This is a genomic window from Planomonospora alba, from assembly GCF_039534085.1.
GTDB classification, from domain to species: Bacteria; Actinomycetota; Actinomycetes; order Streptosporangiales; family Streptosporangiaceae; genus Planomonospora_B; species Planomonospora_B alba.
Map to the genome: position 1 here is coordinate 14,318 of NZ_BAAAUT010000014.1, position 23,376 is coordinate 37,693.

Annotated in this window: 26 protein-coding genes and 1 pseudogene; 15 read left to right on the top strand and 12 right to left on the bottom strand. The window is 73.0% G+C overall.

Going from position 1 to position 23,376, the window contains the following annotated elements; genetic code table 11:
- Window positions 1–136: 136 nt before the first annotated feature.
- Together ABD823_RS10540 and ABD823_RS10545 are read right to left on the bottom strand one after the other, a co-directional pair.
- On the bottom strand, window positions 137–853 hold the full coding sequence (locus ABD823_RS10540; protein WP_344858307.1) for a flavin reductase family protein: 717 nt from the start codon (window positions 851–853) through the stop codon (window positions 137–139).
- Between the two features lie 230 nt (window positions 854–1,083).
- Entirely contained in the window at window positions 1,084–1,644 is a 561-nt protein-coding gene (locus ABD823_RS10545) for a DUF4240 domain-containing protein (protein WP_344858309.1), read from the bottom strand.
- A 60-nt stretch (window positions 1,645–1,704) separates the two neighbouring features.
- Between ABD823_RS10545 and ABD823_RS10550 the strand changes: the two genes are divergently transcribed.
- Complete coding sequence (locus ABD823_RS10550; protein WP_344858310.1) at window positions 1,705–2,277, top strand: GNAT family N-acetyltransferase; 573 nt, start codon at window positions 1,705–1,707, stop codon at window positions 2,275–2,277.
- Between the two features lie 41 nt (window positions 2,278–2,318).
- Here the strand turns inward: ABD823_RS10550 and ABD823_RS10555 are convergent, their stop codons facing one another.
- Window positions 2,319–3,170 (bottom strand): hypothetical protein, encoded by an 852-nt coding sequence (locus ABD823_RS10555; RefSeq protein WP_344858312.1) that lies wholly within the window; start codon window positions 3,168–3,170, stop codon window positions 2,319–2,321.
- 118 nt (window positions 3,171–3,288) lie between these two features.
- On the opposite strand from ABD823_RS10555, the gene ABD823_RS10560 reads away from it, so the two are divergent.
- From ABD823_RS10560 to ABD823_RS10570, 3 genes are all read left to right on the top strand, one after another.
- Window positions 3,289–3,948, top strand: a complete 660-nt coding sequence (locus ABD823_RS10560) for a MarR family winged helix-turn-helix transcriptional regulator (protein WP_344858314.1) — start codon at window positions 3,289–3,291, stop codon at window positions 3,946–3,948.
- A 4-nt stretch (window positions 3,949–3,952) separates the two neighbouring features.
- Window positions 3,953–4,642, top strand: coding sequence for an MOSC domain-containing protein (locus tag ABD823_RS10565; RefSeq protein ID WP_344858316.1), 690 nt, complete (start codon window positions 3,953–3,955; stop codon window positions 4,640–4,642).
- Between the two features lie 297 nt (window positions 4,643–4,939).
- Window positions 4,940–5,254, top strand: a complete 315-nt coding sequence (locus ABD823_RS10570; protein WP_344858318.1) for a hypothetical protein — start codon at window positions 4,940–4,942, stop codon at window positions 5,252–5,254.
- A 122-nt stretch (window positions 5,255–5,376) separates the two neighbouring features.
- On the opposite strand, the gene ABD823_RS10575 is transcribed toward ABD823_RS10570, so the two are convergent.
- Entirely contained in the window at window positions 5,377–6,237 is an 861-nt protein-coding gene (locus ABD823_RS10575; RefSeq protein ID WP_344858320.1) for a hypothetical protein, read from the bottom strand.
- Window positions 6,234–6,734 (bottom strand): SigE family RNA polymerase sigma factor, encoded by a 501-nt coding sequence (locus tag ABD823_RS10580; protein ID WP_344858322.1) that lies wholly within the window; start codon window positions 6,732–6,734, stop codon window positions 6,234–6,236. The genes ABD823_RS10575 and ABD823_RS10580 overlap by 4 nt, the downstream gene beginning before the upstream one ends.
- Window positions 6,735–7,120: 386 nt before the next feature.
- Here ABD823_RS10580 and ABD823_RS10585 point away from each other — a divergent pair, with 386 nt between their 5' ends.
- The 4 genes from ABD823_RS10585 to ABD823_RS10600 all read left to right on the top strand — a co-directional run bounded on the left by ABD823_RS10585 (window position 7,121) and on the right by ABD823_RS10600 (window position 9,935).
- Complete coding sequence (locus ABD823_RS10585; RefSeq protein WP_344858323.1) at window positions 7,121–8,320, top strand: OmpA family protein; 1,200 nt, start codon at window positions 7,121–7,123, stop codon at window positions 8,318–8,320.
- 193 nt (window positions 8,321–8,513) lie between these two features.
- Window positions 8,514–8,858, top strand: coding sequence for a hypothetical protein (locus ABD823_RS10590; RefSeq protein WP_344858325.1), 345 nt, complete (start codon window positions 8,514–8,516; stop codon window positions 8,856–8,858).
- A gap of 161 nt (window positions 8,859–9,019) precedes the next feature.
- Window positions 9,020–9,412: a helix-turn-helix domain-containing protein gene (locus tag ABD823_RS10595; RefSeq protein ID WP_344858327.1), complete on the top strand. Its 393-nt coding sequence runs from the start codon at window positions 9,020–9,022 to the stop codon at window positions 9,410–9,412.
- A gap of 115 nt (window positions 9,413–9,527) precedes the next feature.
- Entirely contained in the window at window positions 9,528–9,935 is a 408-nt protein-coding gene (locus tag ABD823_RS10600; protein WP_344858329.1) for a VOC family protein, read from the top strand.
- A gap of 105 nt (window positions 9,936–10,040) precedes the next feature.
- On the opposite strand, the gene ABD823_RS10605 is transcribed toward ABD823_RS10600, so the two are convergent.
- Window positions 10,041–10,667, bottom strand: coding sequence for an HXXEE domain-containing protein (locus ABD823_RS10605; RefSeq protein ID WP_344858331.1), 627 nt, complete (start codon window positions 10,665–10,667; stop codon window positions 10,041–10,043).
- A 46-nt stretch (window positions 10,668–10,713) separates the two neighbouring features.
- Here ABD823_RS10605 and ABD823_RS10610 point away from each other — a divergent pair, with 46 nt between their 5' ends.
- Complete coding sequence (locus tag ABD823_RS10610; RefSeq protein WP_344858333.1) at window positions 10,714–11,310, top strand: TetR/AcrR family transcriptional regulator; 597 nt, start codon at window positions 10,714–10,716, stop codon at window positions 11,308–11,310.
- 245 nt (window positions 11,311–11,555) lie between these two features.
- Entirely contained in the window at window positions 11,556–14,648 is a 3,093-nt protein-coding gene (locus tag ABD823_RS10615) for a DEAD/DEAH box helicase (RefSeq protein WP_344858334.1), read from the top strand.
- A 31-nt stretch (window positions 14,649–14,679) separates the two neighbouring features.
- Here the strand turns inward: ABD823_RS10615 and ABD823_RS10620 are convergent, their stop codons facing one another.
- Window positions 14,680–14,847 carry a DUF397 domain-containing protein gene (locus ABD823_RS10620; protein ID WP_344858336.1) on the bottom strand — a complete coding sequence of 56 codons (168 nt, stop codon included), beginning with the start codon at window positions 14,845–14,847 and terminating at the stop codon, window positions 14,680–14,682.
- Between the two features lie 138 nt (window positions 14,848–14,985).
- Here ABD823_RS10620 and ABD823_RS10625 point away from each other — a divergent pair, with 138 nt between their 5' ends.
- Window positions 14,986–15,576 carry a hypothetical protein gene (locus ABD823_RS10625; protein WP_344858338.1) on the top strand — a complete coding sequence of 197 codons (591 nt, stop codon included), beginning with the start codon at window positions 14,986–14,988 and terminating at the stop codon, window positions 15,574–15,576.
- Window positions 15,577–15,637: 61 nt separating this feature from the next.
- Here the strand turns inward: ABD823_RS10625 and ABD823_RS10630 are convergent, their stop codons facing one another.
- Window positions 15,638–16,672, bottom strand: a complete 1,035-nt coding sequence (locus ABD823_RS10630; RefSeq protein ID WP_344858340.1) for an AraC family transcriptional regulator — start codon at window positions 16,670–16,672, stop codon at window positions 15,638–15,640.
- Between the two features lie 181 nt (window positions 16,673–16,853).
- On the opposite strand from ABD823_RS10630, the gene ABD823_RS10635 reads away from it, so the two are divergent.
- Together ABD823_RS10635 and ABD823_RS10640 are read left to right on the top strand one after the other, a co-directional pair.
- Entirely contained in the window at window positions 16,854–17,687 is an 834-nt protein-coding gene (locus ABD823_RS10635) for an NAD(P)H-binding protein (protein ID WP_344858341.1), read from the top strand.
- 179 nt (window positions 17,688–17,866) lie between these two features.
- Window positions 17,867–18,730 (top strand): Cof-type HAD-IIB family hydrolase, encoded by an 864-nt coding sequence (locus ABD823_RS10640; RefSeq protein ID WP_344858343.1) that lies wholly within the window; start codon window positions 17,867–17,869, stop codon window positions 18,728–18,730.
- Between the two features lie 51 nt (window positions 18,731–18,781).
- Here ABD823_RS10640 and ABD823_RS10645 read toward each other — a convergent pair whose 3' ends face one another.
- Complete coding sequence (locus tag ABD823_RS10645; RefSeq protein WP_344858345.1) at window positions 18,782–19,375, bottom strand: hypothetical protein; 594 nt, start codon at window positions 19,373–19,375, stop codon at window positions 18,782–18,784.
- A gap of 247 nt (window positions 19,376–19,622) precedes the next feature.
- Here ABD823_RS10645 and ABD823_RS10650 point away from each other — a divergent pair, with 247 nt between their 5' ends.
- Window positions 19,623–20,162 (top strand): DUF4262 domain-containing protein, encoded by a 540-nt coding sequence (locus tag ABD823_RS10650; RefSeq protein WP_344858347.1) that lies wholly within the window; start codon window positions 19,623–19,625, stop codon window positions 20,160–20,162.
- Between the two features lie 190 nt (window positions 20,163–20,352).
- Here the strand turns inward: ABD823_RS10650 and ABD823_RS10655 are convergent, their stop codons facing one another.
- The 3 genes and pseudogenes from ABD823_RS10655 to ABD823_RS10665 all read right to left on the bottom strand — a co-directional run.
- A complete protein-coding gene (locus tag ABD823_RS10655; RefSeq protein WP_344858348.1) occupies window positions 20,353–20,838 on the bottom strand; it encodes a hypothetical protein in 486 nt (161 codons plus the stop codon).
- 139 nt (window positions 20,839–20,977) lie between these two features.
- Window positions 20,978–21,685: an MFS transporter gene (locus ABD823_RS10660; RefSeq protein WP_344858350.1), complete on the bottom strand. Its 708-nt coding sequence runs from the start codon at window positions 21,683–21,685 to the stop codon at window positions 20,978–20,980.
- Between the two features lie 127 nt (window positions 21,686–21,812).
- Window positions 21,813–22,283: pseudogene (locus tag ABD823_RS10665) on the bottom strand (MFS transporter); the annotation flags it as partial.
- A gap of 61 nt (window positions 22,284–22,344) precedes the next feature.
- Here ABD823_RS10665 and ABD823_RS10670 point away from each other — a divergent pair.
- Complete coding sequence (locus tag ABD823_RS10670; protein ID WP_344858352.1) at window positions 22,345–23,316, top strand: helix-turn-helix transcriptional regulator; 972 nt, start codon at window positions 22,345–22,347, stop codon at window positions 23,314–23,316.
- Window positions 23,317–23,376 lie beyond the last annotated feature (60 nt).

Below are 23,376 nucleotides of genomic sequence, written 5' to 3' on the forward strand. Positions count from 1 at the left end.
GCCCGCCCGCCGGTGCCGGGGCCGTACGCTCCGGACCCGCCCGGTGGCGGGCAGGCGGCCGCCGGGGCAGAAGGCGTCCGGAGGACGTGGCGTCGGCGACCCCCGAAGGCCATCGTGGGAGCGGCGGCGGCCGGCGTCAACGCCCGGCGTGGAGGGCGTCCGCGTGCGGCGTGTCCAGGTGCGGCACGCTCCCGTGCGGCGTGTCCGGGTGCGGCACGCTCCCGTGCGGCATGTGCGGGTGCGGCATGTTCCAGCCCGCGGCGAGCCGGGAGGGGCGGACGCTGCCGGCCCCGCCGAAGAACTCGCAGAACTTCATGATGAGCGGGTCCCAGGCCAGCGGGTCGATGTGCCGCGTCCCGGGGATGACCAGCTCCTCCTCGACGTGGACGCGCACCACCTCCACCTCGAAGGCGGTGGCGTACGGCTCGGCGCCGCCGAACGGGTGCGCCCCGGTGACCCGGCACTCCAGCTGGATCGGGCACTCGGCCGCGCGCGGTGCCCCGACGAGCTCGCCGGGCAGCTCGGTCAGCCCGGCGGCCCCGAACTTGTCGGGCTCGTACCGGTAGCCCTGGCGCGCCTTGCGCGGCGGCACCACCGGCTCCCCGGTGAGCAGCGCGAGCCGGTCGACGGCGTCGGCCATCGCGGAGGACGGCAGATTGAGCACGCACTCGCGCTCGCGCAGCAGGTTCGCCGTCGTCCGCGCGCTGTTCCCCATGCCCAGCATGCAGGCGCTCCCCAGCCACCAGGCGGACGACATCGGCGCGAGGTTGGCGGTGCCGTCCTCGTTGCGGGAGCCGATCAGCACCACGGGCGTTCCGAAGTAGAGCACCTTCAGGTCGAGGGTCGTGTGCACCGGCGTGTCCTCCGTGTCCGTTCCCGGTGTGAGCCGGGAACAGACTCTGACCGACCGGGGGGCGCCCCGCTGGCGGTGATCGGACATCGTGCTCCCCGCGGGCGGCCCGCCGTACCCGGGGACGGAGGCGAGAGGGCGGGGAACGGCCCGCGTCCGGCATCGGCCGGGCGCGGACCGCGGGTACGGCCCCGGTCTGGACGGCGGGGCGGGCCGCGCAGACTGCGGCGCCGTCAGGACGTCCAGCCGAAGAGCGCGCACATCCGGGGGAGCCGCCGCGCGTTCTCCTCCATGTCGGACAGGTCCCAGCCCTCTCCCGGGGGTTCGGCCGCCAGCCCGTCGAGGTCGAGGGCGGCCTCCGCCTCGTCCTCGTCCTCCCCGGTGATCTCCGCGTAGGCCCGGACGGGGACGAAGACCAGGTCCTCCCACTCCGGGAGGGAGACCTTCATGCGCTTCTCCTTGCGCGCGGCGAGCTCCCGCACCTCGGGGACGTCCGCGAGGGCGTCCGGGTCGGCGACCACCCGCTCGTACGTCTCCCGGCCGAGCCCGATGAGCCACTCCCGGAAGCAGTCGAACGAGGCGTCGGAGTAACCCCCGGTGATCACACAGGTCGCGGCCCAGAGCGGCCACTGGAAGGCGTCCAGGTCCAGCCGGTGCCGGTGCCCGTTGAAGTCCACCACGTCCTGGATGGAGCGTTCCACAAGCCGCTCCACCAGCCACTCGGTCCGCCCGTCGGTGTCGTCCGCCGCCGTCCGGGACCGCTCGATGAGGTGCCAGAAGTCCTTTATTTCCATGGCCGGGCAGTATGCCGCATGGGCCTGACAGGCAGCGCCGGTGAGGGCAGAATCGGGCGGGTGACGATCTCGAACGGAACCACCACCGTGTTCGCCCCCTCCATCAGCCTCTCCGGACAGGGCATCCGCCTGCGCGAGTGGACCGACGCCGATCTGCCCGCGATGGCCGGACTCTTCGAGGACCCGCAGATCGACCGCTGGACCCCGATCCGCTCCCCCTTCACCGCCGAGGACGCGCGGGCCTACCTGACCAGGGCCCGTGAAGGGCGGGCCGCCGGTACCCGCATCCACCTGGCGGTCACCGACGACGGCGGTGACGGCGCCGCCCAGGGCGAGATCCTGCTCTTCCGCGCCGGCCCCCACGACCCCGACGCCGAGCTCGGCTACACGATCGGCGCGCCGTACCGGCGGCGCGGCCTGGCGGTCCGGGCCGTCCGCCTGATGACGGACTACGCGTACGGCACGCTGGGCATGAGCCGCGTGCTGCTGCGCATCGCTCCGGAGAACGGGGCCAGCGCGGCCGTCGCCCGGGCCGCGGGCTTCGACCTCACCGGCGACCCGCCCGTCCACCGGGACCGGGACGGCTCCCCCGTCGCGCTGCTCACCTGGTGCCATCGCCGAGAGAATGCCTGACAGGCGGTCGCGCCGCCCGGCGCCGCGACCGCCAGGGGGTCTCAGACCCGGCCGGGCAGGGACAGGCGGCCGGAGGCGACGTCGAACACGTCGGCCACCCGGAGCAGCGGGTCGTGCAGGTCGGCGTTGACGCGCAGAGCCGCGGTGACGCCGTCGTAGGAGAACCCGTCGGGGAAGCCGAGGTCCGCCAGCGGGACGCGGATCTGGACGGTGCCCGCCTTCAACCGGGCCGGGTACGGCGGGCTGTCCAGGTAGAGGGGGACCCCGGGCCACGTCTCCGGCAGGTCGGGACGCTCCCCCTCCGCGATGTCGCGGACCTTGAGCGCGCCGTCCGGCCGGGTGGTGTCCGGCACGAGGACCACCCAGTGGCTGTGCCACCGCGCGCCGTCGTCGTCGGTGCGGCCGTTGCGGTCCTCGTCGTAGCGGGGGGTGTCGTCGAAGTCGGGATGGGACGTCGCGGCGAGCGCGAGGATCCCGCTCTTGCCGGTGAAGCCGACCGCGGACGGGTCGAGTGAGGTGGGCCAGACGTAGCTGAGCACCTCGCTGCCCGCGAACTCCCCGGTCGGCTCCGGCCGTACCGAGCCGGCACGGCCGCGGACCGTCTCGGTGAAGACGAGCTGCTTGCCGACACGCCGGACGCTCGTGTGCACCAGGTCGAAGGCGGCCGGGCGGACGTCACCGCGCGGCGAGCGGATGCCGGTCCCGCTCCCTCCGGTGTGCCGGTGGCGCTCCTCGTCCGGGTGGGCCGCGGCAGGGGACGCGACGGCGCCCGTGGCCGCGAGGGCCACCAGCGCGGCGGTGGCGATCCGGCGGGCGGCGCGGCTTGCGGTCCCCGCGGGCCGCACGGCGGAGGCGCGGCCGGTCCAGGCGGCCGGTCCGACGGGTCGAGGCATGGCGGTGCCACATCCTTTCTTGGTTAGGAGTCCTAAGGTTAGGACTGCCAAGGAAATTAGAGAAGACGATCAGCCCTGTCAACCCATATGCTTAGGAGGGCTGAGGATTGGAGGGCTGATGGAGGCGGAGGGAGCGCTGCCGGCCGACCGGGCGGAGCCGTCGGCCGACGGCGGCACGGACCTGGACCGCCGCCTGGCGATGGCGCTGGAGCGGGTCGGGCACGTGGTGCGCACTCTGCAGTGGCGGCAGGCGTACACCCGCGGACTGAGCCCTATCCAGACCCGGCTGCTGCTCCATCTGTCCGGCCGGACACGTCCACCGCGGGTCAGCGACCTGGCCGCCGAGTTCGACGTCTCGCTCGCCACCGTGAGCGACGCGCTGGCCGCCCTGCGCCGCAAGGAGCTGATCCGGCGCGAGCCGGATCCGGCCGACCGGCGCGGCCGCGTCTTCGCCCTCACCGACGCCGGGGAACGGCTGACGGCCGACCTGGAGCGCTGGTCCACCCCGATCACCGAACGGCTGGCCGCCTGCGGTGAGGCCGACAAGGCCGCCGCCCTGCGGTTCCTGCTCGACCTCGTCGGCGGACTCCACGACACCGGCGTGCTCGCGATCGCCCGCACCTGCGTGACCTGCCGGTTCTTCGTCCGTGACGCCCACGACGACCCCCGCCGCCCGCACCACTGCCGCCTGCTCGACACCCCCTTCGGTGACGCCGCGCTCCGGGTGGACTGCGCCGAGCACCAGAGCGCGGAGCCGGCCTCCCTTCCGGGAGAGTGACGCCGTGAGGTTGCTGTCACTGCAGGTGGGGCGGCCGGCCCCGCTCCCCTGGCGGGGACGGCCGGTGGTGTCCGCGATCGCCAAGACGCCGGTGGAGGGACCGGTCGCGCTCGGCCCCGAAGGGCTCGACGGGGACGAGCAAGCCGACCTGCGCCACCACGGCGGCCCGGACAAGGCCGTGTGCGTCTATCCGGCCGAGTACTACCCGCACGCCGAGACGCTGCTCGGCGGACCGCTCGGTCCGGCGGCGTTCGGAGAGAACTTCACCACCGCCGGACTCGCCGATGACGAGGTGGTGGTCGGCTCGATCTACCGGATCGGCACCGCGACCGTGCAGGTCAGCCAGCCCCGGCGGCCCTGCTTCAAGCTCGCCGCGCGCCACGCCGGCAGACCGGGCGCCGGGCGGCTCCCCGTCGAGCTGCAGACCGCCGGCCGGACCGGGTTCTACCTGCGGGTCCTCGTCCGGGGGCGGGTGTCGGCCGGGCAGGCGTTCCAGCTGCTGCACACGCCCGCCCACGGCCTGACCGTGGCCGAGGTGAACCGCGTCATGAACGTCGACCGCGACGACCTGGACGGCGTCCGGCGGCTGCTCGCGGCACGGGCCGATCTGCCCGCCCGCTGGGCCGAGGCCCTCGCCGCCCGCCTCGGCGGCCGTTTCGACGACGACTCCGCCCGGCTGGCCGGACCGGGCTGAGCACGGACCGCGACGCCGTCGACTCGCAGATCTGCCTCCTCGGCCGAGGGGAGAACCCTCAGATCCCGTCCTCCACCAGAAGGAGGCCTCGGTTTCCAGGTCGGCGAACCCGGACCGGAGGTCCGCTCCGCCTCACCCCGCCGAAGGCCTGAGGCCGTACGGCGGCGCCGGTCTCCTCGGGATCCCTCGGTGACCGGCTCGGCGCCGTCCGGTGGACCGCTCCGCGCTCGATCGGCATCCTGGCCTGATCGGTAGCCTGGACGTCCACGCCCCCGCACCCGCCCCAGGGACGGCCCCATGCAGCCCGAGCCCCCACTCCCCGCCCTGACCCGGGCGGAGCAGGACTTCCTCCACCACTACCTGCGGGTCCTCGAACTCCTGGGCCGGCTGAACCCGGCCTCGGCCGAGCACACCTACGCCGGAGTCAACGCCGCCCAGGCCCTGGTCACGGAGGCGGCGAAACTACGCGACGCGCTCACGCTGATGTACGACAGGGCCGAGACGGAGATCCACCGGGAGCCCCTGGTCCGGGCGCTCCGGTTGCTGGGCGCCGACGAGCGCGTCCGCCGCCTCGCCCTTCCCGACCCCGGCCCGGACTTCGGCGCCCCCTGATCCGGCCCGGCGGCGCGGCGGCCCAGCGGCCCAGCGGCCCAGCGGCCCAGCGGCGCGGCGGCGCGGAACGCCGCCGTGCGGCCCGTTCGCGCCGGATTCCGCGGGCCGGGCGGCGCGCCGCCTCAGTCCCCCCGCCGACCGGCGGGCGTGGACGCCCCTTCCACCGGATGCCCGGTTCCCGCCGGGGATCCGCTGCCGGGCCCGGCCCCGGCCGCGGCGGGCCGGTCGTAGATCCCGACGGCCCACCGGCCCTGCCGCTCCCCGACCTCGGCCGACAGCCTCCTGCGCACCTCGGGGTCGCGCAACGCCCGGGCCTGCGCGCTCTCGTCGCATCCCCGCGCCGCCGGGGCCGGCCGGCAGCCGGTGACGGCCTCCGCCGCCTCCCGGACCGGGGCGTCCGCCGGGAAGACCCAGACCTTCAGGGACTGCGGCCCCTCCAGCCAGCCGGACGGCGCCGACAGCCGGTCGTGGTGCCCGCCCACCCCGTCCCCGCAGCGCCCGGCCGTCCCGCCCCGCTCCCCGCCTTTGAGCCGCTGCTCCGTGACGACCCAGGCGCCGGGGTCGTCACAGACCACCTGGTACCCGGTGAAGAAGCTGGTCGGAGTGAAGGTCACCGTCCCGGCGGCGCCCACCGCCTCGAACCGCCGGGAGTGGATGATGGAGAGGTCGAACCTCTGGTCCCCCAGCACCACGGGGAACCCGTCGGGGAGCTCCGGCGCCGGCGCGGTCGGGGTCGGAGCGGGCGCGGGCCGGGCGGCCACCGCCTCGTCGGCCCGGGGCGGACCGGACGGCAGGCCGCCGACCAGCACGGCGGCGGCGACCGCGCAGGCCAGCGCGGCCCCGCCGGCCGCGGCCCGCCGGGTACGGCGGATGCGGCGGCCTCGCCGTACGATCGCGTCGAGGTCGGCGGACGGCTCGCCGCCGGGCCGCTCGCGGCCGTACCCGTCCAGGAGCGTGCGCAGGTCGTCTTCGGTGTGCCTCATCGCTGGACCTCCTCCAAGGTCATGGTCTGGACGTCCGGATCGACGCGGAGACGGGTGAGGGCCCGGCCCAGCTGGCTCTTCACCGCTCCCGGTGAGCAGCCGATGATGTCGGCGACCTGGGTGAGCGTCCGTCCCTCGAAGTAGTGCAGGACGATCACCGCACGCTGGCGCGGGGAGAGCGCGCCGATCGCGCGCCACAGCGCGGCCTGGTCCTCCACCTCGGCGACCGCGTCGCGCGGATCGGCCGTCTCGGGCAGCGTCTCTGCCGGGATCTCCCCGCGCCAGCGCCTGCGCCACCACGAGGCGTGGGTGTTCACGATGATCCGGTAGACGTAGGGATCGGGGTTGCCCTCGATCCGCCGCCAGACGGTCCACGCCTTCGCCAGCGCGGTCTGCACCAGGTCCTCGGCCGTGCCCCAGTCCCGGGCGAGGAGGTACGCCATCCGGCACAGCCGCAGATGCCGGTGCGCCACGTACTCGGCGAACCCGTCGTCCATCGATCATCTCCGTCCCGTCGTCTCCGGTGATGACTACCGTCCGCCGGGCGCGTTCGGATGACAGGTGATCGGAGAATCCTCAGGACCGTACGGCGGGTCACGGACGGCGCCGGCGACCGGTCGGCGCCGCCTCCCTGCCGCGGGAGCCGTCCGCCTGCCGCGGAAGTCGCAGACCGCGTACCGCCACGGGATGACGGAAATCCATCACGCGCTGTACGCGGCGAACGGCGCGAAATGCTAAAAATCATGATTGATATCCGAGGAAAGGCACCGCATTCCTGTGGGCGTGACGGTGACCGTCGTGACCAGGCCGGATGCGAATTCCAGCCGAATGCCGCGTGCCGCGACGCCAGGGGGCGATGACCACGGCTTTCAGGGGATCCGGCGTGAGGACCGCACTTCTCACCCCGCTCGTCGCACTCGCGCTCGCCTCGTGCGGCGCCACCGCGACCGGCGGCGGGGACGAGCGCCGGTCGGCGGATCCGCCCGCGCGGACCACCGCTCCGGCCACCGCGACACCGCAGGGCGCCACCGCGACGACCGGCGGATCCGCCGCGGCACCGGGCGGCTCCGCCGTACCGGTGCCGACCGGCCCCGAGCCGGCGAGCTGCCCGAACGGGACGCTCATCCCGGCCGTGGAGGTACCGGCCGTACACGCCGATCCGGTGGTCGTCCCGGCGGCGGAGATCGGCGGCGAGACCATTCCCGCCGTCACCATCCCCGGGGTGGACATCCCCGCCACGCGCATCCCCGCCCAGTGCACCCAGGTCGCACCGGCGCCCGGCGGCTGCCTCGGGGCGGCGTCGATCCCGCCGGTCTCCATCCCCGCCGTGGAGATCCCGCCGGTCGAGATCCCCGGCGTGGACGCGGGCGGGATCAAGCTCGACCCGGTGCGCGCGGAGGGAGTGCGGGCCCAGGCCGTGCACGCCCAGGGCGTGTCGGTCCCGGAGGTGTGCCAGGTCGTACCGGAGGGCGGCGGCCGGGTGCCGTACGTCCGCCGCGACTACATCCGCCGGGATTACATCCGCCGCGACTACATCCGCAGGGACTACATCCGCCGTCCCCCCGCCTGCAACGAGCGGCGGGAGTGCATCCCCGCCGTCTCGGTGCCGGCCGTCTCTGTGCCGGCCGTGTCGATCCCGGCCGTGTCGATCCCGGCGGCGTCCCTGTCGGCGTACCAGGTCGGCGAGAGCGAGGCCTTCGAGGGCGGCGGCTCGATCGCCTTCGCCGTCAAGGCCGACGTGCTGTTCGACTTCGACAGCGCCGCCATCAAGCCGGAGGCCGCCGCCGAGCTCAGGCGCATCGCCCGGCGGATCACCGAGAAGGCCGCCTCCGGCGCGACCGTGCAGGTCGACGGGCACACCGACGCCCGGGGCGACGACGCGCACAACCAGACCCTGTCGGAGCGACGGGCCCGGGCGGTGGCCGACTGGCTGGCGACCGAGGGCGGGATCCCCCGGCCCCGGCTCAGGGCGCGGGGGTACGGCGAGAGCAAACCCGCCGCGCCGAACACGAAGGCCGACGGCTCGGACGACCCGGCGGGACGTGCCAAGAACCGCCGGGTGGTCATCTCGACCACGACCTGACACGCCGTGCCCGGCGGCTCACGGCCCCGCGGCCGCGCCGAGGATCGCCCGGACGACCGCGCCCGTGCCGCCGAGATCCTCCAGGACGCCTCGGCACCGGCCGCGCGCGGCACCCGGGCGTCGGCGCGGCCGGTGCAGACTGGAGGTCGGCGCCCGGCCGGCCGGCCGGGACCGGTCGAGGCGAGGAGGTCCGATGGACGGAACCGACCCGCACGTCCACGTCGAGGTGGACGTGATCCATGCCGACGCCGCCGTCCGGGACATGATGGCCTCCACGTTCGGCCTGGTGAGTGAGCTGCCGAGCACCGTCGCCACCGGATGCGGCCTGCGGGTGCCGTACGCGATGACGTCCCCCCGCCCGGAGAGCGTCACCTGCCTTGCCTGCCGCGAGCACGCCCACCGGCGGCACCTGGACTACGCCGACCAGGTCGAGCGCCTGGCCGCCATGCCCGGGACGGTCCTCGGCCGCGACCAGGCGGCCCAGGCCGCACGGCGCCACCGTGAGCTCGCCGAGAAGTTCGCCGGCACAGGCAATTGACCCGTGCGCCGCGGGCCTGTCTGCCGCTGACCCGCCCGCCGCGGACCGTGGACGGGGGCGGGCCCGGCGCCGCCCGGACCGGCCCCGGGCGGTGGAGGCGGGTCGGCGGAGGCGGGCCCGGACCGGCCCCGGGCGGTGGCGGACCGTGGTGGGATGGCGCCGTGAGCCGCGCAGTAGAAGAGACCAACCGCCGCATGCTCCGGGCGCGGGACGCGATGGACCGCGCCTACGCGCAACCGCTGGACGTCCCGGCCCTGGCCCGGATCGCCCACGTGTCGGAGTCGCACTTCACCCGCCTCTTCCGGGCCACGTTCGGCGAGACGCCCCACCGCTACCTGCAGCGCCGCCGGGTGGAGCGCGCGATGTTCCTGCTGCGGGAGACCGACCGCAGCGTGACGGACATCTGCTTCCAGGTGGGCTTCGGCAGCCCGGGGACGTTCAGCCGGACGTTCCGCGAGATCGTCGGCCGGTCGCCGCGGGAGTACCGCAGGCAGGCGGTGTCCACGGGGGCGCCGACGTGCTTCACGATGGCGTGGATGCGGCCGAACGGCTGAGCGGGCGGTACGGCCCCGCGTCACCCGGTACGGCCCTGTCCGCCCGGCCGTACCGCCCGCCGGTTCAGCGGTTTCGGATAAGTTTTCCGCCCGGCCGCTCGGTAGCGTGACATGCATGTTCACCGCTATCACGCACTCGCAGATCTACGTCCTCGACCAGGACGAGGCCCTCGACTTCTACGTCGGCAAGCTCGGCCTGGAGGTCAACACCGACGCCGACCTGGGCTTCATGCGCTGGCTGACCGTCAACGTCCCCGGCGACCCGGAGCACCAGATCCTGCTGGAGAAGCCGGGCGGTCCGATGATGTCCGAGGAGACCGCGGAGCAGGTCCGGGAGCTGGTGACCAAGGGCGCGATGGGTGTCACCATCTTCCGCGTAGACGACTGCCGCAAGACGTACGAGACGCTGCTGGGCAAGGGCGTCGAGTTCACCCAGGAGCCCACCGAGCAGCCGTACGGGATCGACTGCGGCCTGCGCGACCCCTTCGGCAACGCCATCCGCTTCACCCAGCCGAGGGGCTGAAGGCCGCCCGGTCCGTCAGACCGGCCGCCGCGCCTGCGCCGGCAGTACCGGGTGGCCACGGCCGGGGAGAGGCCGAGCAGAGGAAGTCGCCGAGCCCCCACGGGGTCAGGGCCGCGGAGACGGTCCAGGCGGGGACGGGCACCGGCCACCGGGGGAGGATCCGTCCCCACCTGTGGACGAGGGCGGGCGGGCCCGGCGCGGCCGGGCCGGGGCCAGGCGGCGGGCCACCGCGTGGCAGGCCCCGGCGGCGGCCGGGAGCGCCAGGAGCGCCCACACCGCCGAGCCGCCGCCGTCGGTGGGCACGCCGGCCTCGCGCAGGCGCCGCCAGGCCCACAGCGAGAACGGCGCGACGACCAGCGGCGCGGTCACCACGCCGGGGGTGTAGCCGCGGGTCGCCACGGCCTGGGCGACGTGGGTGATCGAGTGCAGGCCGAACCCGGCCAGCACGGCCTGGTAGAGGCGGCTGCGCCCGCCGGTGGCCGCGCCGCGGGCCGAGGCGGTGGCGACCAGGCCGCCCATGGCGCCGATGGCGATGGCCGCCTGCGCCGGGGTGACCCGGAGCCTGTCCCAGACCTGGTCGGGCACCTGCGGGAACCGCTCGCGCAGCCGGGGCAGGGCCCGCTCCGCCCAGCCGCTCATGGTGAGCAGTTCCTCGCCGTCGTGGACGGCCCAGGCCGCCAGGAGACCCCAGGTGGCCGCCGCGGGCAGTCCGCCGCCTCGTTCATCCGTCATGACTCTATGATTTACGTGACGTATCGTAAAGTAAAGAGGGTGTGACGTGGGTAACGAGCGAGGCCGTCCGCGGCGGCCGGAGACCGACGCGGCGATCCTGGACGCCACGATCGAGCTGCTGCGCGAGGCCGGCTACGGGGGCATGTCCATCGAGGCGGTCGCGGCCCGCGCCGGGGTGACCCGGCCCACCGTCTACCGGCGCTGGCCCGACAAGGCCCACCTCGTCATCGACGCCCTGTCCAGGGCGGTGCCGGTCGCCCCCGCGCCGGACACCGGCGACACCCGCACCGACCTGCGCCTGGTGGCGCACGGCCTCGTCGACCGCCTCGTCCGCACCGGCGTGGCGCCGGTCGTCCTCGCCCTGCACGCCGACAGCATCGGCCGGGAGGAGCTGGCCGGGCCGCTGCGCGAGCTCTACCTGCGGCCCCGGCTGGGAACGATCACCGACGTCGTCGCCCGCGGCATCGCCCGCGGAGACCTTCCGCCCGGCACCTCCCCGGCCGTCGCCCGCGACCTGATCGCCGGCCCGCTGGTCTACCGGGGCCTGGTCACGGGCGACCTCACCGACGCCGACGTCGACGAACTCCTCGACGCCGCCTGGCGGGCCCTGACCTCTCCGAGCGGCCCGGCAGCCCCGGCATGACGTGAACGTCCACCGTAACCCTCAAGGGGCATAATGGGCGGAATATTATCCCCAGTCCCTTATAAGTTCCTGATCGCGAAATGTACGAAACATATGCGACCCCCCGGAGAACCGAAGGCTCTTCGAATCAAGCGGATCGTCTTGATTTGATTCGCCTCCCCTAACCGGTGCGGCGGAGAAGTTATCCTTACTTCCCGATCAAGGAGGTTTCCTCATGAAATCACTTGGATGGGAGACGCCTCTCCATGGATGACACGCCGGTTACCGGCCTGTATGACTCACTCCTCACCCGCGAACTCGCTCAGCGCGCGACTTCATGGAGCAGCTCCGGCCATCTGGTGGAGATATCGCAGGTTGACAGGGAGGAGGTCGCCCACCTCCTCGGCCGGTTCATCGGGGAGACCGCCGCCCGAGCCCTGGCGACGCTCAGGGAGCCTGAGGAGCAGGTAGAGCTGGCCAATCGGCTGCTGCGGCAACTGGCCGATCCAGAGGTCGTCGCGGACGGCCCGAACAGATTGCTGTCCGTCGTCAAAGACGTCCCCGGCGCGGAGCCGCCCCGCCGGCCGCTGACCTCGCTGTCGGAGGCGGCGCTGCTCACCAACGCCCGCGAAGACCCCAACTTGGCGCACGAACTGGCGACCGAACTGGCCAGTGCCGACCGGGTGGACCTGCTCTGTGCGTTCGTCAAGTGGTCCGGCCTGCGCATCCTGGAGCGGCCGCTTGCCGGGCTACGACGCCGGGGCGTGCCACTGCGCGTCATCACCACCACCTACATGGGCGCGACCGAGCGGCGCGCGCTGGACCGGCTGGTACGTGACTTCGGCGCAGAGGTCCGGATCAGCTACGAGCAGAACTCGACCCGCCTGCACGCCAAAGCCTGGCTGCTGCGTCGCCGTACCGGTTTCGACACCGCCTACGTCGGCAGTTCCAACCTTTCACGTGCCGCCCGGCTGGACGGCCTGGAGTGGAACGTCCGGTTGTCGTCGGTGACGACGCCCCGGCTGCTGGACAAGTTCGAAGGCACTTTCGACTCCTACTGGAACCGGCCGCAGTTCGAGCCGTACAACCCTGAGACCGACGGTGATCGCCTCGATGAGGCGCTGTCCCGTTCCAAGGCCGGCGAACGCCTCTTCGACATCCCCGCCCTGGTCCCTCATCCCTTCCCTCACCAGAAGGAGATGCTGGAAGACCTCGATGTCGAACGGACCGTGCACGACCGGCACCGCAATCTGCTGGTCGCCGCCACGGGGACCGGCAAAACAGTCGTGGCCGCTTTCGACTACCGCAACCTCCAGCACCGCCTCGGCCGCCAACCCTCCTTGTTGTTCGTCGCGCACCGCAGGGAGATCCTCGCGCAGGCGCTCCGCACCTACCGCCAGGTGCTGGCCACACCCGACTTCGGTGAGCTGCACGTCGGTGACGAGCGGACCAGGCACTGGCGGCACGTGTTCGCCTCCGTGCAGTCGCTCACCTCCCTCGGCATCGAGACTTTCGATCCCGACCACTTCGATGTCGTGGTCATCGACGAGTTCCATCACGCGGCGGCACGCACCTACAGGAAGATCATCGACTACCTCAAGCCGAAGGAGTTGCTCGGACTCACCGCCACCCCCGAACGGGCCGACGGCACCTGGGTCCAGGACGAGTTCTTCGATCGCCGCATCGCCTCTGAGTTGCGACTGTGGGACGCGCTGGACGCCGATCTGCTCTGCCCGTTCCACTACTTCGGCATCAACGACGAGACCGATCTCAGCCAGGTGAAGTGGTCCCGGGGCTCCTACGACAGCCGCGCACTCGACAACGTGCTCACCGGAGACACCGTCCGCGCCCGCCTGGTGTTCAACGCGCTCCTGGACAAGGTCAGCGATCTGAGCGTGGTCCGCGGACTGGGCTTCTGCGTCTCCGTACGGCATGCGCGCTTCATGGCCGACTTCTTCACCGGGGCGGGCGTGAAATCACTGGCCGTGGACGCGACGACCGGCGAGGCCGAGCGCAAGGCCGCGCTGAACGCCCTGCGTGAGGGGAAGGTCACGTTCCTGTTCGCGGTGGACCTGTTCAACGAGGGTCTCGACATCCCTGACGTCAACACGTTGCTCCTGCTCCGGCCCACCGAGAGCGCGACCGTCTTCCTCCAGCAGATCGGCCGCGGGTTGCGCCGCACCCCTGACAAGGATGTGCTGACCGTTCTGGACTTCGTCGGACAGCACCGCAAGGAATACCGGTATGGCAACCGCTTCCAAGCACTGACCGGGCTAACCCGCGGGCGCCTGGAGAGAGTGGTGAGAAACGATTTCCCACTCCTGCCGTCGGGCTGCCAGATCGTCCTGGACCGCGTCACCAAGGACCGTCTGCTCGCTGAACTGAAGGTTCATCTCGGTGCCACGGTCACCACGCTCACGCAGGAGATCCGCTCCTACGCGGAGACCTCCCTCATCGGCTATCTCGAAGCCAGCGGGCGCGACATCGATGACGTCTACCGCAACCGGCGTTACTGGACCGCTCTGCTACGCCGTAGCGGACTCCTCGGCGGTGACGCCTCACCGATGGAGGAGAAGCTCGGCCGTCGCGTGCGCGCCCTGCTCCACGTGGATGACCACCGCCGGGCCGAGGCGTACGCCCGGCTGCTTCGGCCCGGCGGCCCTCGCTACGATGGGTGTTCTGCCCTCGACCAGGCGTTCATCCGGATGCTCTTCTTCTCCTTCTGGCGTGACGGCGGCAACGGCGAATTCCGCTCCTACGACGAAGCGCTCGCGCGGCTGCGTGCGGAGTCCGCTCTCTGCGACGAGATCCGGCAGGTGCTCACCTACGGCATCGAACGGCCTCGTCACGTGGCCAAATCCCTCCCTGAACCGCTGGGTCACATCCCGCTCGCCGTCAACGCCCGTTATTCCGGTGATGAGGTTCTCGCCGCTCTCGGATGGGCCAGGCTGGGCGGGTCTGTTCCCGGGAACTTCCAAGGGGGTGTCGCCTGGAGTCCGGCCACACGGTGTGACGCCCTCCTGGTCACGCTGAACAAAAACGAGAAGGAATTCTCGCCGCAGACGATGTATCGGGACTACGCTCTCACTCCCACCCTGTTCCACTGGGAGTCTCAGAACCGCACCGGTGCACGATCGACGACCGGTCTGCGATACCAGAACCACGAGCGCGAGGGTAGCCACGTTCTGTTGTTCACCCGGGAGCGCAAGGAGGACGAGAACCGGCATCCCGAGCCGTTCGTCTTCCACGGCACCGCGCGATACGTCGAACACGAGGGCGAACGACCCATGGCCATCACCTGGTGCCTCGACGAGGAGATGCCCGCCGACTTGTTCCGCCGCGCCGCCATCGCAGGATGACCCGATACCGGCTGCTCCGAAGGCGGGCCGGTCAGACGCTCCGGGGTGGCCTCGCGGTGGGATCGGCCGACTCGCCGTCCTTGATGCCGCCGATGAAGGACTTCCACCGGCCAGGTGTGAAGGTCAGCACCGGGCCGCGGAGGTCCTTGCCCTCGCGGACGGCGACGATGCCGGGGAGGTCGTCGGCCACCTCGGCCACCGGCGCCCTCCGAGCCGGTCATCGACCCCTCTCAGCGTGATCACAGCTCCTCTCAGCGTGATCACAGCCGTCCGCGCACATGATGAGGCCCGTCCACCGAGGCGTGAAGAGGCGCCGCGGCCGCGAAGGAGGAAGCACATGAGAAGACCGGCCGGCAGCATGGCACTGATCTCAGCCGTCACCGCCCTCACGGCTCTGGGAACGGGTACGGCGACCGCCGCGGCCGGACGCCCCGCGACGGAAAGGGCGGAGAAGCCGGAGAAGGCGGTCACCGGAGTCGTCAAGGGCTGGGGCCGGATCGACTACGCCGATCCGGATGACGACGTGCGCTTCACCGTGGACGCCACCGTCACCTACCCGCCCGGGACGATCGACCCGTTCGCCGGTGAGGTGCGGGGCACGGCGCGGGTCTACCACCACTTCGCGAACGCCCCCACGCCGATCACCGTATGGGCGGACATCTCCGTCGACTGCGTCATGATCGGTGGGCGGAGCGCCACCGTCACCGGGATCGTCACCGCGGCCTCAGCGCACAACGCGAACTGGACCGGCCAGCGGGTCGGGTTCAGCGTGGTCGACAACGGCGCCGGCCGCTTCGACAGGATCGGGTGGTCGGGTCTGCGCATGGACGGTGACCCTGAACTGCGCCGCTGCACGGCGCCCGCACCGTTCTTCACCGTCAAGGAGGGCGGATACACGGTCAAGGACGTCTCGTTGTTCCCTCGCTGACCCCCACCCGCGGAGGTGCGTGGTAGGCGCGGACGAGGCCGCGCAATGGGCTCCGCACCGGTCACCGGCTCTCCCGGAGGCGCGCGCCGGCCCCCGGCTGCTCCCCGGGGTGCGCACCGGCGGCGGAGACCTCGGCCCGGTAGGTGCTCGGGCTCACGCCCCTGACCCGTTTGAAGGCCGAGCTGAAGCCGAACGCGTCGGCGTAGCCGACCCGGCGTGCCACCGAGGTGACGGTCGCGGCCGGTTCGGCCAGCAGGTCGGCGGCGAGCGCCATCCGCCAATCCGTCAGGTACGCCAGGGGCGGCTCGCCCACCAGCTCGGCGAAGCGCTTGGCCAGCGTGGTGCGGGACACCCCGGCCACGGCCGCCAGGGAGGCCAGGGTCCACGGCCGGTCCGGCGCCTCGTGCATGGCCCGCAGCACCGGGCCCACCGTGTCGTCGCCCAGCGCGCGGTACCAGGCGGGAGAGTCCGCCTCGGGCCGGTCGAACCAGTCTCGCAGCGTGCACACCAGCAGCCAGTCCAGCAGGCGGTCCAGCACGATCTGGCGGCCGTGCCGTCCCTCGGCGAGCTGCAGCTCGAAGTAGTCGCGCAGCGGAGCGCAGTCGTGGTCGTCCGCCACGACGACCACCGGTGGCAGCACCCGGAGCAGCCGCCGCGGCACCTCGCCCCGGACGTGGTACGCCCCGGCCATCAGCACCGTGCGGCCGTCCGGCTCCCCCCGGCCGCCCGGACCCCTCCGGCCACCCGGGCCTCCGGGGCCGCCCGGGTTCCCCCCGCCGCCCGGATCCCCGCGCTCACCGGGCGCGCCGCCGCAGCGGACGTCGCGCGGCGTCCCCGGCCGCGCGGCCGTCCCCGTCTCGTCGGCGAACACGAACGGCTCGGGCCCCCGCACGATCGCCACCTCGCCCACCCGGAGCGGACGGGGCCGCCCGGCGTCCTGCGGGTGGGCGATCCATCCCTCGCCGTGCAGCGGGACGAGCAGCGTCATGGCCGCGCGGTCGGTGAAGCGCAGCGCCCACGGCGGCGCCAGCACGGACCGGCCGAAGACGGCGCCGTCGGCGCGCACGCCTCGTAGAAGATCGTCGAAGGGGTCCATGCCGTCACGATATGCCGCCGTACGGCGGGGCACGGTCCGGTGTCCCCGAGCCGCCCGCCGCGTGACCGGAGACCGGCCGTCGTACGGCCGGGAACCGCTCGCCGTACGGCCGGACGATCACGCATGCGCCCCGTACGGCGGGCCATGGCCCGGTCCGCTCCCGGGCGGTTGACTTCCCTGCATGACGACACACGCACATCAGATCCTCGTCCTGGGCGCCACCGGGAAGACCGGGCGGCGGGTGGTGCCGCGGCTGCGTACGGCGGGCGCGGCGGTGCGGGCCGCGTCCCGCTCGGGCGAGGTGCGCTTCGACTGGTTCCGCCCGGAGACCTGGCCGGCCGCGCTGGAGGGGGCCTCGGCGGTGTACCTGGTGGCCCCGGACGACCCCGGGCCCGTACCCGGCTTCGTCAAGCAGGCGGTGGCCGCGGGGGTGGGCCGGTTCGTGGTGCTGTCCGGGCGGGGCATCGAGCACGTGGACAGCGATTTCGGTCAGGGCATGGCCGCCGCGGAGCAGGCCGTACGCGACTCCGGGGCGGAGTGGACGGTCATCCGGCCGAACAACTTCTTCCAGAACTTCAGCGAGGACCTGTGGCAGGCGCCGCTGCGGGCCGGGCGGCTCGCCCTGCCGATCGGTGAGGTGCTGGAGCCGTTCGTCGACGTCGAGGACGTGGCGGAGGTCGCGGCGGCCCTGCTGACCCGGGACGGGCACGCCGGGCGGGTGTACGAGCTGTCCGGGCCGCAGGCGCTGACCTTCGCGGAGGCGGCCCGGACGATCGGCCGGGCGGCGGGCAGGGAGATCGAGTACGTGGAGCTGACGCCGGAGGAGTACCACCGCGAACTGCTCGCCGAGGGCTACCCGGAGGCCGTGGCCCGGATGCTGGGTGCGCTGTTCGCGCTGCACCGCACCGGCTGCACGGCCGAGGTCGTCGACGGGGTGCGGCGGGTCCTCGGCCGCGAGCCGGCCGGTTTCGAGTCCTACGTCGTCCGGGCGGCCGCCGGGGGCGCCTGGTCGTGACCGGCGTCCCCTCCGGTGCGGACAGGACCGGTCCCTCCGGGAGGCCCGCACCGGACCGGGCCGTCCTTTCCGGGAGGCCCGCACCGGACCGGACCGGTCGCTCCGGGAAGCCCGCACCCGGTCGCCGGGGTTGTCCCCGATAGCATGCGAAACCGCCACGACCCCGGGGAACCTCTCTGATGCAGCACGGCAACGCGCCCGCCCGCCCTCTGTCCGCCGACCGTCCGGACCTGCCCGCCGACATCCGGCTGATCGTCACCGACATGGACGGCACGCTCCTCGACGACAACGGGCGGATCCCGCGGGACCTGTGGCCCCTGCTGGACCGGCTGCGTGAGCGCGGCGTGCTGTTCTGCCCCGCCAGCGGCCGCCAGTACGCCTCGCTGGCCGTGCAGTTCAAGGACGCCCTCGACGGGACGGTCTTCATCGCGGAGAACGGCGCCTTCGTGGTCCGGGACGGGCAGGAGATCAGCTCCGACCGCCTGGAGCCGCCGTTCGTGCGCGACGTCGTGGCGGCCGCCCGCGACCTGGCGGCGGACGGCGTGGACGTCGGCGCCGTCGTCTGCGGCAAGCGCACCGCCTACGTGGAGCGCACCGACCCGGCCTTCCTGGCCGAGGCCGTCAAGTACTACGCCCTGCTGACGCCGGTGGACGACCTCGCCGCCGTCGACGACGAGATCATCAAGATCGCCCTGTTCGACTTCGGCACGGCCGAGCACAGCACGGCCCCGGCGCTGAAGCCGTTCGACGAGACCCACCAGGTGGTGGTCTCCGGCGAGCACTGGGTTGACGTCATGCACACCGACACCGGCAAGGGGCCCGCCGTGCGGCGGCTCCAGCGGGAGCTGGGCATCACGCCCGCGCAGACCATGGTGTTCGGCGACTACCTCAACGACCTGGAGATGCTCGACGCCGCCGAGTGGTCCTTCGCGATGGCCAACGCCCATCCGGAGGTGATCGGCCGGGCCCGCTATCTCGCCGCCTCCAACAACGAGCACGGCGTCCTGCGCGCCATCGGCCAGGTCACGGGCCTGACCCCGTGACCGCCGCGGGGCGGCCGCCGTCGGGCGGCCGCCCCGCGGTGCGCCCGACGGTCAGACGCCGAGCGCGGGCGGGACGAGGCCCGGCAGCGAGGGCACCTCGCCCGGGGCCAGGGTGCCGGTGCCGCCCGGCAGCGCCCCGGGGAGCGTCGAGCCCGGGAAGCCCCAGGTCTGGCGGCCTTCGCACCCGCTGGTGCCCTCCGCGTAGGCGGGCATGGCTCCGTCGGTGCTGTAGATCATCCCGCTGTACTTGACGCACTTGCCGTCCGACTTCAGCCGGATGGGCCCGCCGTAGTACTTGTACTTGCCCTGCATCGCCTGGTTGTAGCCGCGTCCGCCGCTCCCGTCCGAGTCGACCTCCAGGGCCACCTGGACGGTGGTGGCGGTTCCGAGGGACGTCGCCTTCATCGCGACCGCGCAGTGCTGCCCCGTCTCGGCGTTGTAGAGAAGGTGAAGGTAGCCGACGACCCCGCCGGGGTAACCAGACTTCATCGGACGGGTGCTTCCGGGGACCTTCTTGAATCCCGAGCCGCACACCGCCTCCGGTTTGTAGGGGTTCGTGACCGCGGAGGCGGTCTGCATGGGAACCATGGTGACGGCGGCCGCGACCAGCACCGTCACGGCGGCTTGCTTCTTGACGAGTCGCATCTTCGATATCCCCCGAATATGACGCCGGAGATTCCCGTTACCAGTTCGGAAATCCTTTTCATGATCAATCGGGGTTTCCCGAAAGGCAAGGACATCCGTGCAAAAAACCCGCATCCCTTCATTCACCGTGCCTCTAAATGGGGAGAAATATGTGGACCCGGATAATCCATGCCAACGACCGCGGTACGGCCTCAACACGGGCATGCGCTGTGACCTGCGGGGACGGCGGGTGGATACGCTCGGAGGCATGTCCGACCAGCCTGCCTGCCACTGCCTGCTCTGCGAGGAGCACGACGTCGAACCCGACGACGTCGACCTGCGCACGATGCGCGACGTCCGGGAGCGGGGGTGGACGGTCGTCATGATCCCGGAGGACGAGGAGGGGCCGGGCTGGGCGTTCACGGTCGGGCTCTGGCACACGTTCCGGTCGCCGGAGACCGCCATGTTCGGCCTGCGCGTCGAGGTGCTGCGCGACTGCCTCGACACCCTGGCGGGCGCGGTCGCGGCCGGGCACCCGCTCAGCGCCGGCCAGCGGCGCCACGACGTCATCCGGGACTACCCGGTCGCCGTCAGGGAGGTCGACCGGAGCTGGTACCGGTCGCTGTTCGGCCTGGCGCTCCACTTCTACCAGCGGCCGCCCCTGCCCTTCATGGAGGTCGTCTGGCCGGACGCGCGCGGACACTTCCCCTGGGAGCGGGAGGCCGCCCCCGGGCTCGCCGAGCGGCAGCCCGCCCTGTGGGTGCCGAAGGACGACCACGCGCCCGGCTACTGGTCGAAGCTGCCCTGAGCCGGGCAGCCGTCCCCACCGGCACCGGCGGCCGCCCCGGTTCGGCGGCGTGCCCGTGCCGCCGCTCGGCCGGTCGGGAGACCCCGGGGTTCCCTCATCCCGCTCGCTCCGCAGGGGCACCGGCCCCGGGGTCGGCGGAGGCGGGGCGTCAGGCGGCGGAGGCGGGGCGTCAGGCGGCGGAGGCGGGGCGTCAGGCGGCCGAGGCGTCCCTGACCGCGGCGGCCAGCCAGACGACCAGTGCGGCGGCGGTCATGACGGCGATGACGATCAGTGCGGGAAAGTACCAGCCGGGGAAGAGCAGCCCGAGATCGATGTCCCCGGAGGGGTACAGCACGATCACATGGGTGGCCGACACCACCAGGGCGAGACTCGTCAGGTAGACCATGCCCACGGCCGCGCACAGCACGAGGCCCCCGGCGGTGGATCGGCGGTTCAGCCGGCCGCCCGACGCGACCAGGACGGCCGCCTCGGCGGCGAGGACGAGGGCGAAGCCGCCCGTCCATCCCCCCGCCGACGCGAGCTGCGTGTCCGCTCGTTCCACCATCCCCTCGGTCAAGGGCCCTCCGGTCTGCCGGGCGGCCACCTGGAGCGCCGTCAGGCTCACCACGGCGTACAGCAACGGCGCCGCCGCGGCGCACCACAGGGCGGTCCGGCGCGTCAGACGTCTCAGGTCCATGATCGGTCAGACGGCGGGCCCCGGCGGAGGGTTCCGTACGGATCGCCTTCCGGTCATCCCCCGGGCTCCGTCCGGCCCGGTGAACGTCTCGGCCTTTCCCCGGCGAAGCCGGGCCGGTGGGTCCTCCCCGCACACGGGTTCACCGGTCACCGTGCCCGGCCGCGGTCCTCGGGAGCGCGAGCATCACCAGTGCCGCCACGACGTAGAGCACCGCGGAGACGGCGAGGACGGTGCCGAGCGCGTGACCGTGGTCGGACGGTCCCGGTGTGCCGGTCGCCGATCCGGTGGCGGCGGTGAAGAAGACCGTGCCGAGGACGGCGACGCCGACGGCGCCGCCGATCTGGTTGACGGTGGAGAGCACGCCGCCCGCGGCGCCCGCGTTGCGTGCGGGGACGCCGGCGAGGACGACGTTGACGAGTACGGGGGCGGCGAGACCGAGACCGAGGCCGCCGAGGAGGAGAGCGAGGGCGAGGTACCAGTACCCGGGATCGCCGCCGTCCCCGACGATCGCCCGCAGGACGAGCTGGGACGCCCCGATGGTGAGCGAGCCGGTGATCAGCAGGGCTCTGCCGGCCTTGGCGGCGAGGGCGACGCCGAGTCCCGAGGTGGTGATCGAGCCGAGCGCGTACGGCAGGATCACCAGGCCGGTCTCCCACGCGGTGCGGCCGGTGCCGTTCTGGAGGTAGACCGACAGGGTGAGGAAGAACGCCCCGATGCCGCCGAAGAAGAGCACGGACGCGCCCAGGCCGACCGTGAGGGCGCGGATCCGGAGCAGGGCCGGATCGAAGACGGGTTCGCTCCCGCGTCCGGTGAGGCGGCGCTCGTGGGCGATGAAGACCGCCAGCACGGCGACTGCGGCGGCGACGAGGACGTAACCGGTCCAGGTCCGTCCCCAGGTCTCGAAACGGATCGCCCTCGATGAGCAGCCCGCCCAGCAGCGGGCCGGCGACCGACGCGAGCCCCTGGACCGCCCCGTAGGCGCCGAACGCCTTGGCGCGCTCGCCCGGAGCGAACGACGCCCGGATGATCCCGAACACCTGCGGGACCATGATCCCCGCGGTCAGCCCCTGCACGGCGCGCATGCCGATGAGCGTCCCCGGATCGGGGGCCAGCGCGCAGAGCGCGGAGGTGACCATGAACCCGGCCAGCCCGGTCATGAACAGGCGTTTGCGGCCGTACTGGTCGCCGAGCCGCCCGCCGGTGATCAGGCCCGCGCCCAGGGTGAGGACGTAGGCGGCGACCGTCCACTGGATCTGGGCGCCGTCGGCCCCCAGGTCCCGGGCTATCGCCGGGGCCGCGACGGTGACGATCGTCGCGTCGAGGAGGTCCATGAAGGAGCCGAAGAGCACCACCAGGAGCGCCGCGCCCGCGCCCGCGCCGGAGATGGGTGCCGAGGAACCGTCAGGTGTACGCGTGCCCTTTCCCGGGCTCTGTGAAGCGGCCATGCCGGCCACGATGGCAGTTATAGTTGCCACCGAGTGACCGCTTCGGACGAGGGGATGAGCGATGGCCGCCACCTCCGCGCGGGCGCTCAAGCTGCTGTCGATCTTCGGGATCGGCGCGACCCTGACCGCCGCGGAACTCGCCGCCAGGCTCGGGACGTCCGTGCGGACCGTACGGCGCGACATCGACACGCTCAGAGATCTCGGGTACGAGATCGATGCCGTGCGCGGGGCGGGCGGCGGCTACCGGCTCGGCCGCGCGACCCGGTTGGCGCCGGTCGTCTTCGACGAGGACCAGGCCGTCGCGGTGGCCGTCGCGCTCCAGACCGTCCCCGCGATCCTGTCCGGCATCCGCGAGAACTCGGCCCGCGCCCTCGCCACGCTGAGGCAGGCCATGCCCGCCCGCAGCCGTATCCACGCCGAGGCGTTCACCGTCTCCGCGGCGCGCAACTACTGGGAGTTCCCCGCGGCGCCCATCGACGCCGAGATCATCCGCGTCATCGGCGCCGCGATCAACCGGCGGCACCTCGTCCGCGTGGACTGCACCGGTGAGGACGGTCCGGCGACGCTCACGCTGGAACCGCACGACCTCGTCGTGTGGGCGGCGCGGTGGTACCTCGTCGCGTTCGAACCGGAGGCGGACCGGTGGCGCGCGATGCGGATCGACCGCCTCGAACCGCGCATGCCCACGGGCAGGACCTTCGAGCGCCGCGACGTCCCGCACGGCGACCCGGCCGCGTTCGTCATGAACACGCACGACCGCGGCGACACCCCGGCGGAATGGCCGTGCCGCGGGTCGGCGCTCGTCGCGCTGCCCGCGCCCGTCGTCGCCCGGTTCGCCCCCGGCGGATCGACGGTCGCGCACGAGACCGACTCCAGCTGCCGGCTCACGCTCGGCGCGTGGTCATGGGCGGGGCTGGCAGGACTGCTCCTGACCTTCGACGCCGACGTCGCGGACGTCGAACCGGCGGAGCTCAGGCAGGCGCTGCGCTCCCTGCGCACCCGCATCGACGAAGGACTCGGGGACGCCGGGTGAGCCCACCGGGATGCGCGGGGCCGGTGACCGCGCGGACGGACGGCGGCGCCGCGGGCCGAG

What these genes read in the sequence shown, in the direction of transcription:
- ABD823_RS10545 (WP_344858309.1), bottom strand. Translation starts at nt 1,644, where the DNA reads ATGGAAATAAAGGACTTCTGGCACCTCATCGAGCGGTCCCGGACGGCG.
- ABD823_RS10555 (WP_344858312.1), bottom strand. Translation starts at nt 3,170, where the DNA reads ATGCCTCGACCCGTCGGACCGGCCGCCTGGACCGGCCGCGCCTCCGCC.
- ABD823_RS10560 (WP_344858314.1), top strand. Translation starts at nt 3,289, where the DNA reads ATGGAGGCGGAGGGAGCGCTGCCGGCCGACCGGGCGGAGCCGTCGGCC.
- ABD823_RS10570 (WP_344858318.1), top strand. Translation starts at nt 4,940, where the DNA reads ATGCAGCCCGAGCCCCCACTCCCCGCCCTGACCCGGGCGGAGCAGGAC.
- ABD823_RS10575 (WP_344858320.1), bottom strand. Translation starts at nt 6,237, where the DNA reads ATGAGGCACACCGAAGACGACCTGCGCACGCTCCTGGACGGGTACGGC.
- ABD823_RS10580 (WP_344858322.1), bottom strand. Translation starts at nt 6,734, where the DNA reads ATGGACGACGGGTTCGCCGAGTACGTGGCGCACCGGCATCTGCGGCTG.
- ABD823_RS10590 (WP_344858325.1), top strand. Translation starts at nt 8,514, where the DNA reads ATGGACGGAACCGACCCGCACGTCCACGTCGAGGTGGACGTGATCCAT.
- ABD823_RS10600 (WP_344858329.1), top strand. Translation starts at nt 9,528, where the DNA reads ATGTTCACCGCTATCACGCACTCGCAGATCTACGTCCTCGACCAGGAC.
- ABD823_RS10605 (WP_344858331.1), bottom strand. Translation starts at nt 10,667, where the DNA reads ATGACGGATGAACGAGGCGGCGGACTGCCCGCGGCGGCCACCTGGGGT.
- ABD823_RS10615 (WP_344858334.1), top strand. Translation starts at nt 11,556, where the DNA reads ATGGATGACACGCCGGTTACCGGCCTGTATGACTCACTCCTCACCCGC.
- ABD823_RS10625 (WP_344858338.1), top strand. Translation starts at nt 14,986, where the DNA reads ATGAGAAGACCGGCCGGCAGCATGGCACTGATCTCAGCCGTCACCGCC.
- ABD823_RS10630 (WP_344858340.1), bottom strand. Translation starts at nt 16,672, where the DNA reads ATGGACCCCTTCGACGATCTTCTACGAGGCGTGCGCGCCGACGGCGCC.
- ABD823_RS10635 (WP_344858341.1), top strand. Translation starts at nt 16,854, where the DNA reads ATGACGACACACGCACATCAGATCCTCGTCCTGGGCGCCACCGGGAAG.
- ABD823_RS10640 (WP_344858343.1), top strand. Translation starts at nt 17,867, where the DNA reads ATGCAGCACGGCAACGCGCCCGCCCGCCCTCTGTCCGCCGACCGTCCG.
- ABD823_RS10645 (WP_344858345.1), bottom strand. Translation starts at nt 19,375, where the DNA reads ATGCGACTCGTCAAGAAGCAAGCCGCCGTGACGGTGCTGGTCGCGGCC.
- ABD823_RS10650 (WP_344858347.1), top strand. Translation starts at nt 19,623, where the DNA reads ATGTCCGACCAGCCTGCCTGCCACTGCCTGCTCTGCGAGGAGCACGAC.
- ABD823_RS10655 (WP_344858348.1), bottom strand. Translation starts at nt 20,838, where the DNA reads ATGGACCTGAGACGTCTGACGCGCCGGACCGCCCTGTGGTGCGCCGCG.
- ABD823_RS10670 (WP_344858352.1), top strand. Translation starts at nt 22,345, where the DNA reads ATGGCCGCCACCTCCGCGCGGGCGCTCAAGCTGCTGTCGATCTTCGGG.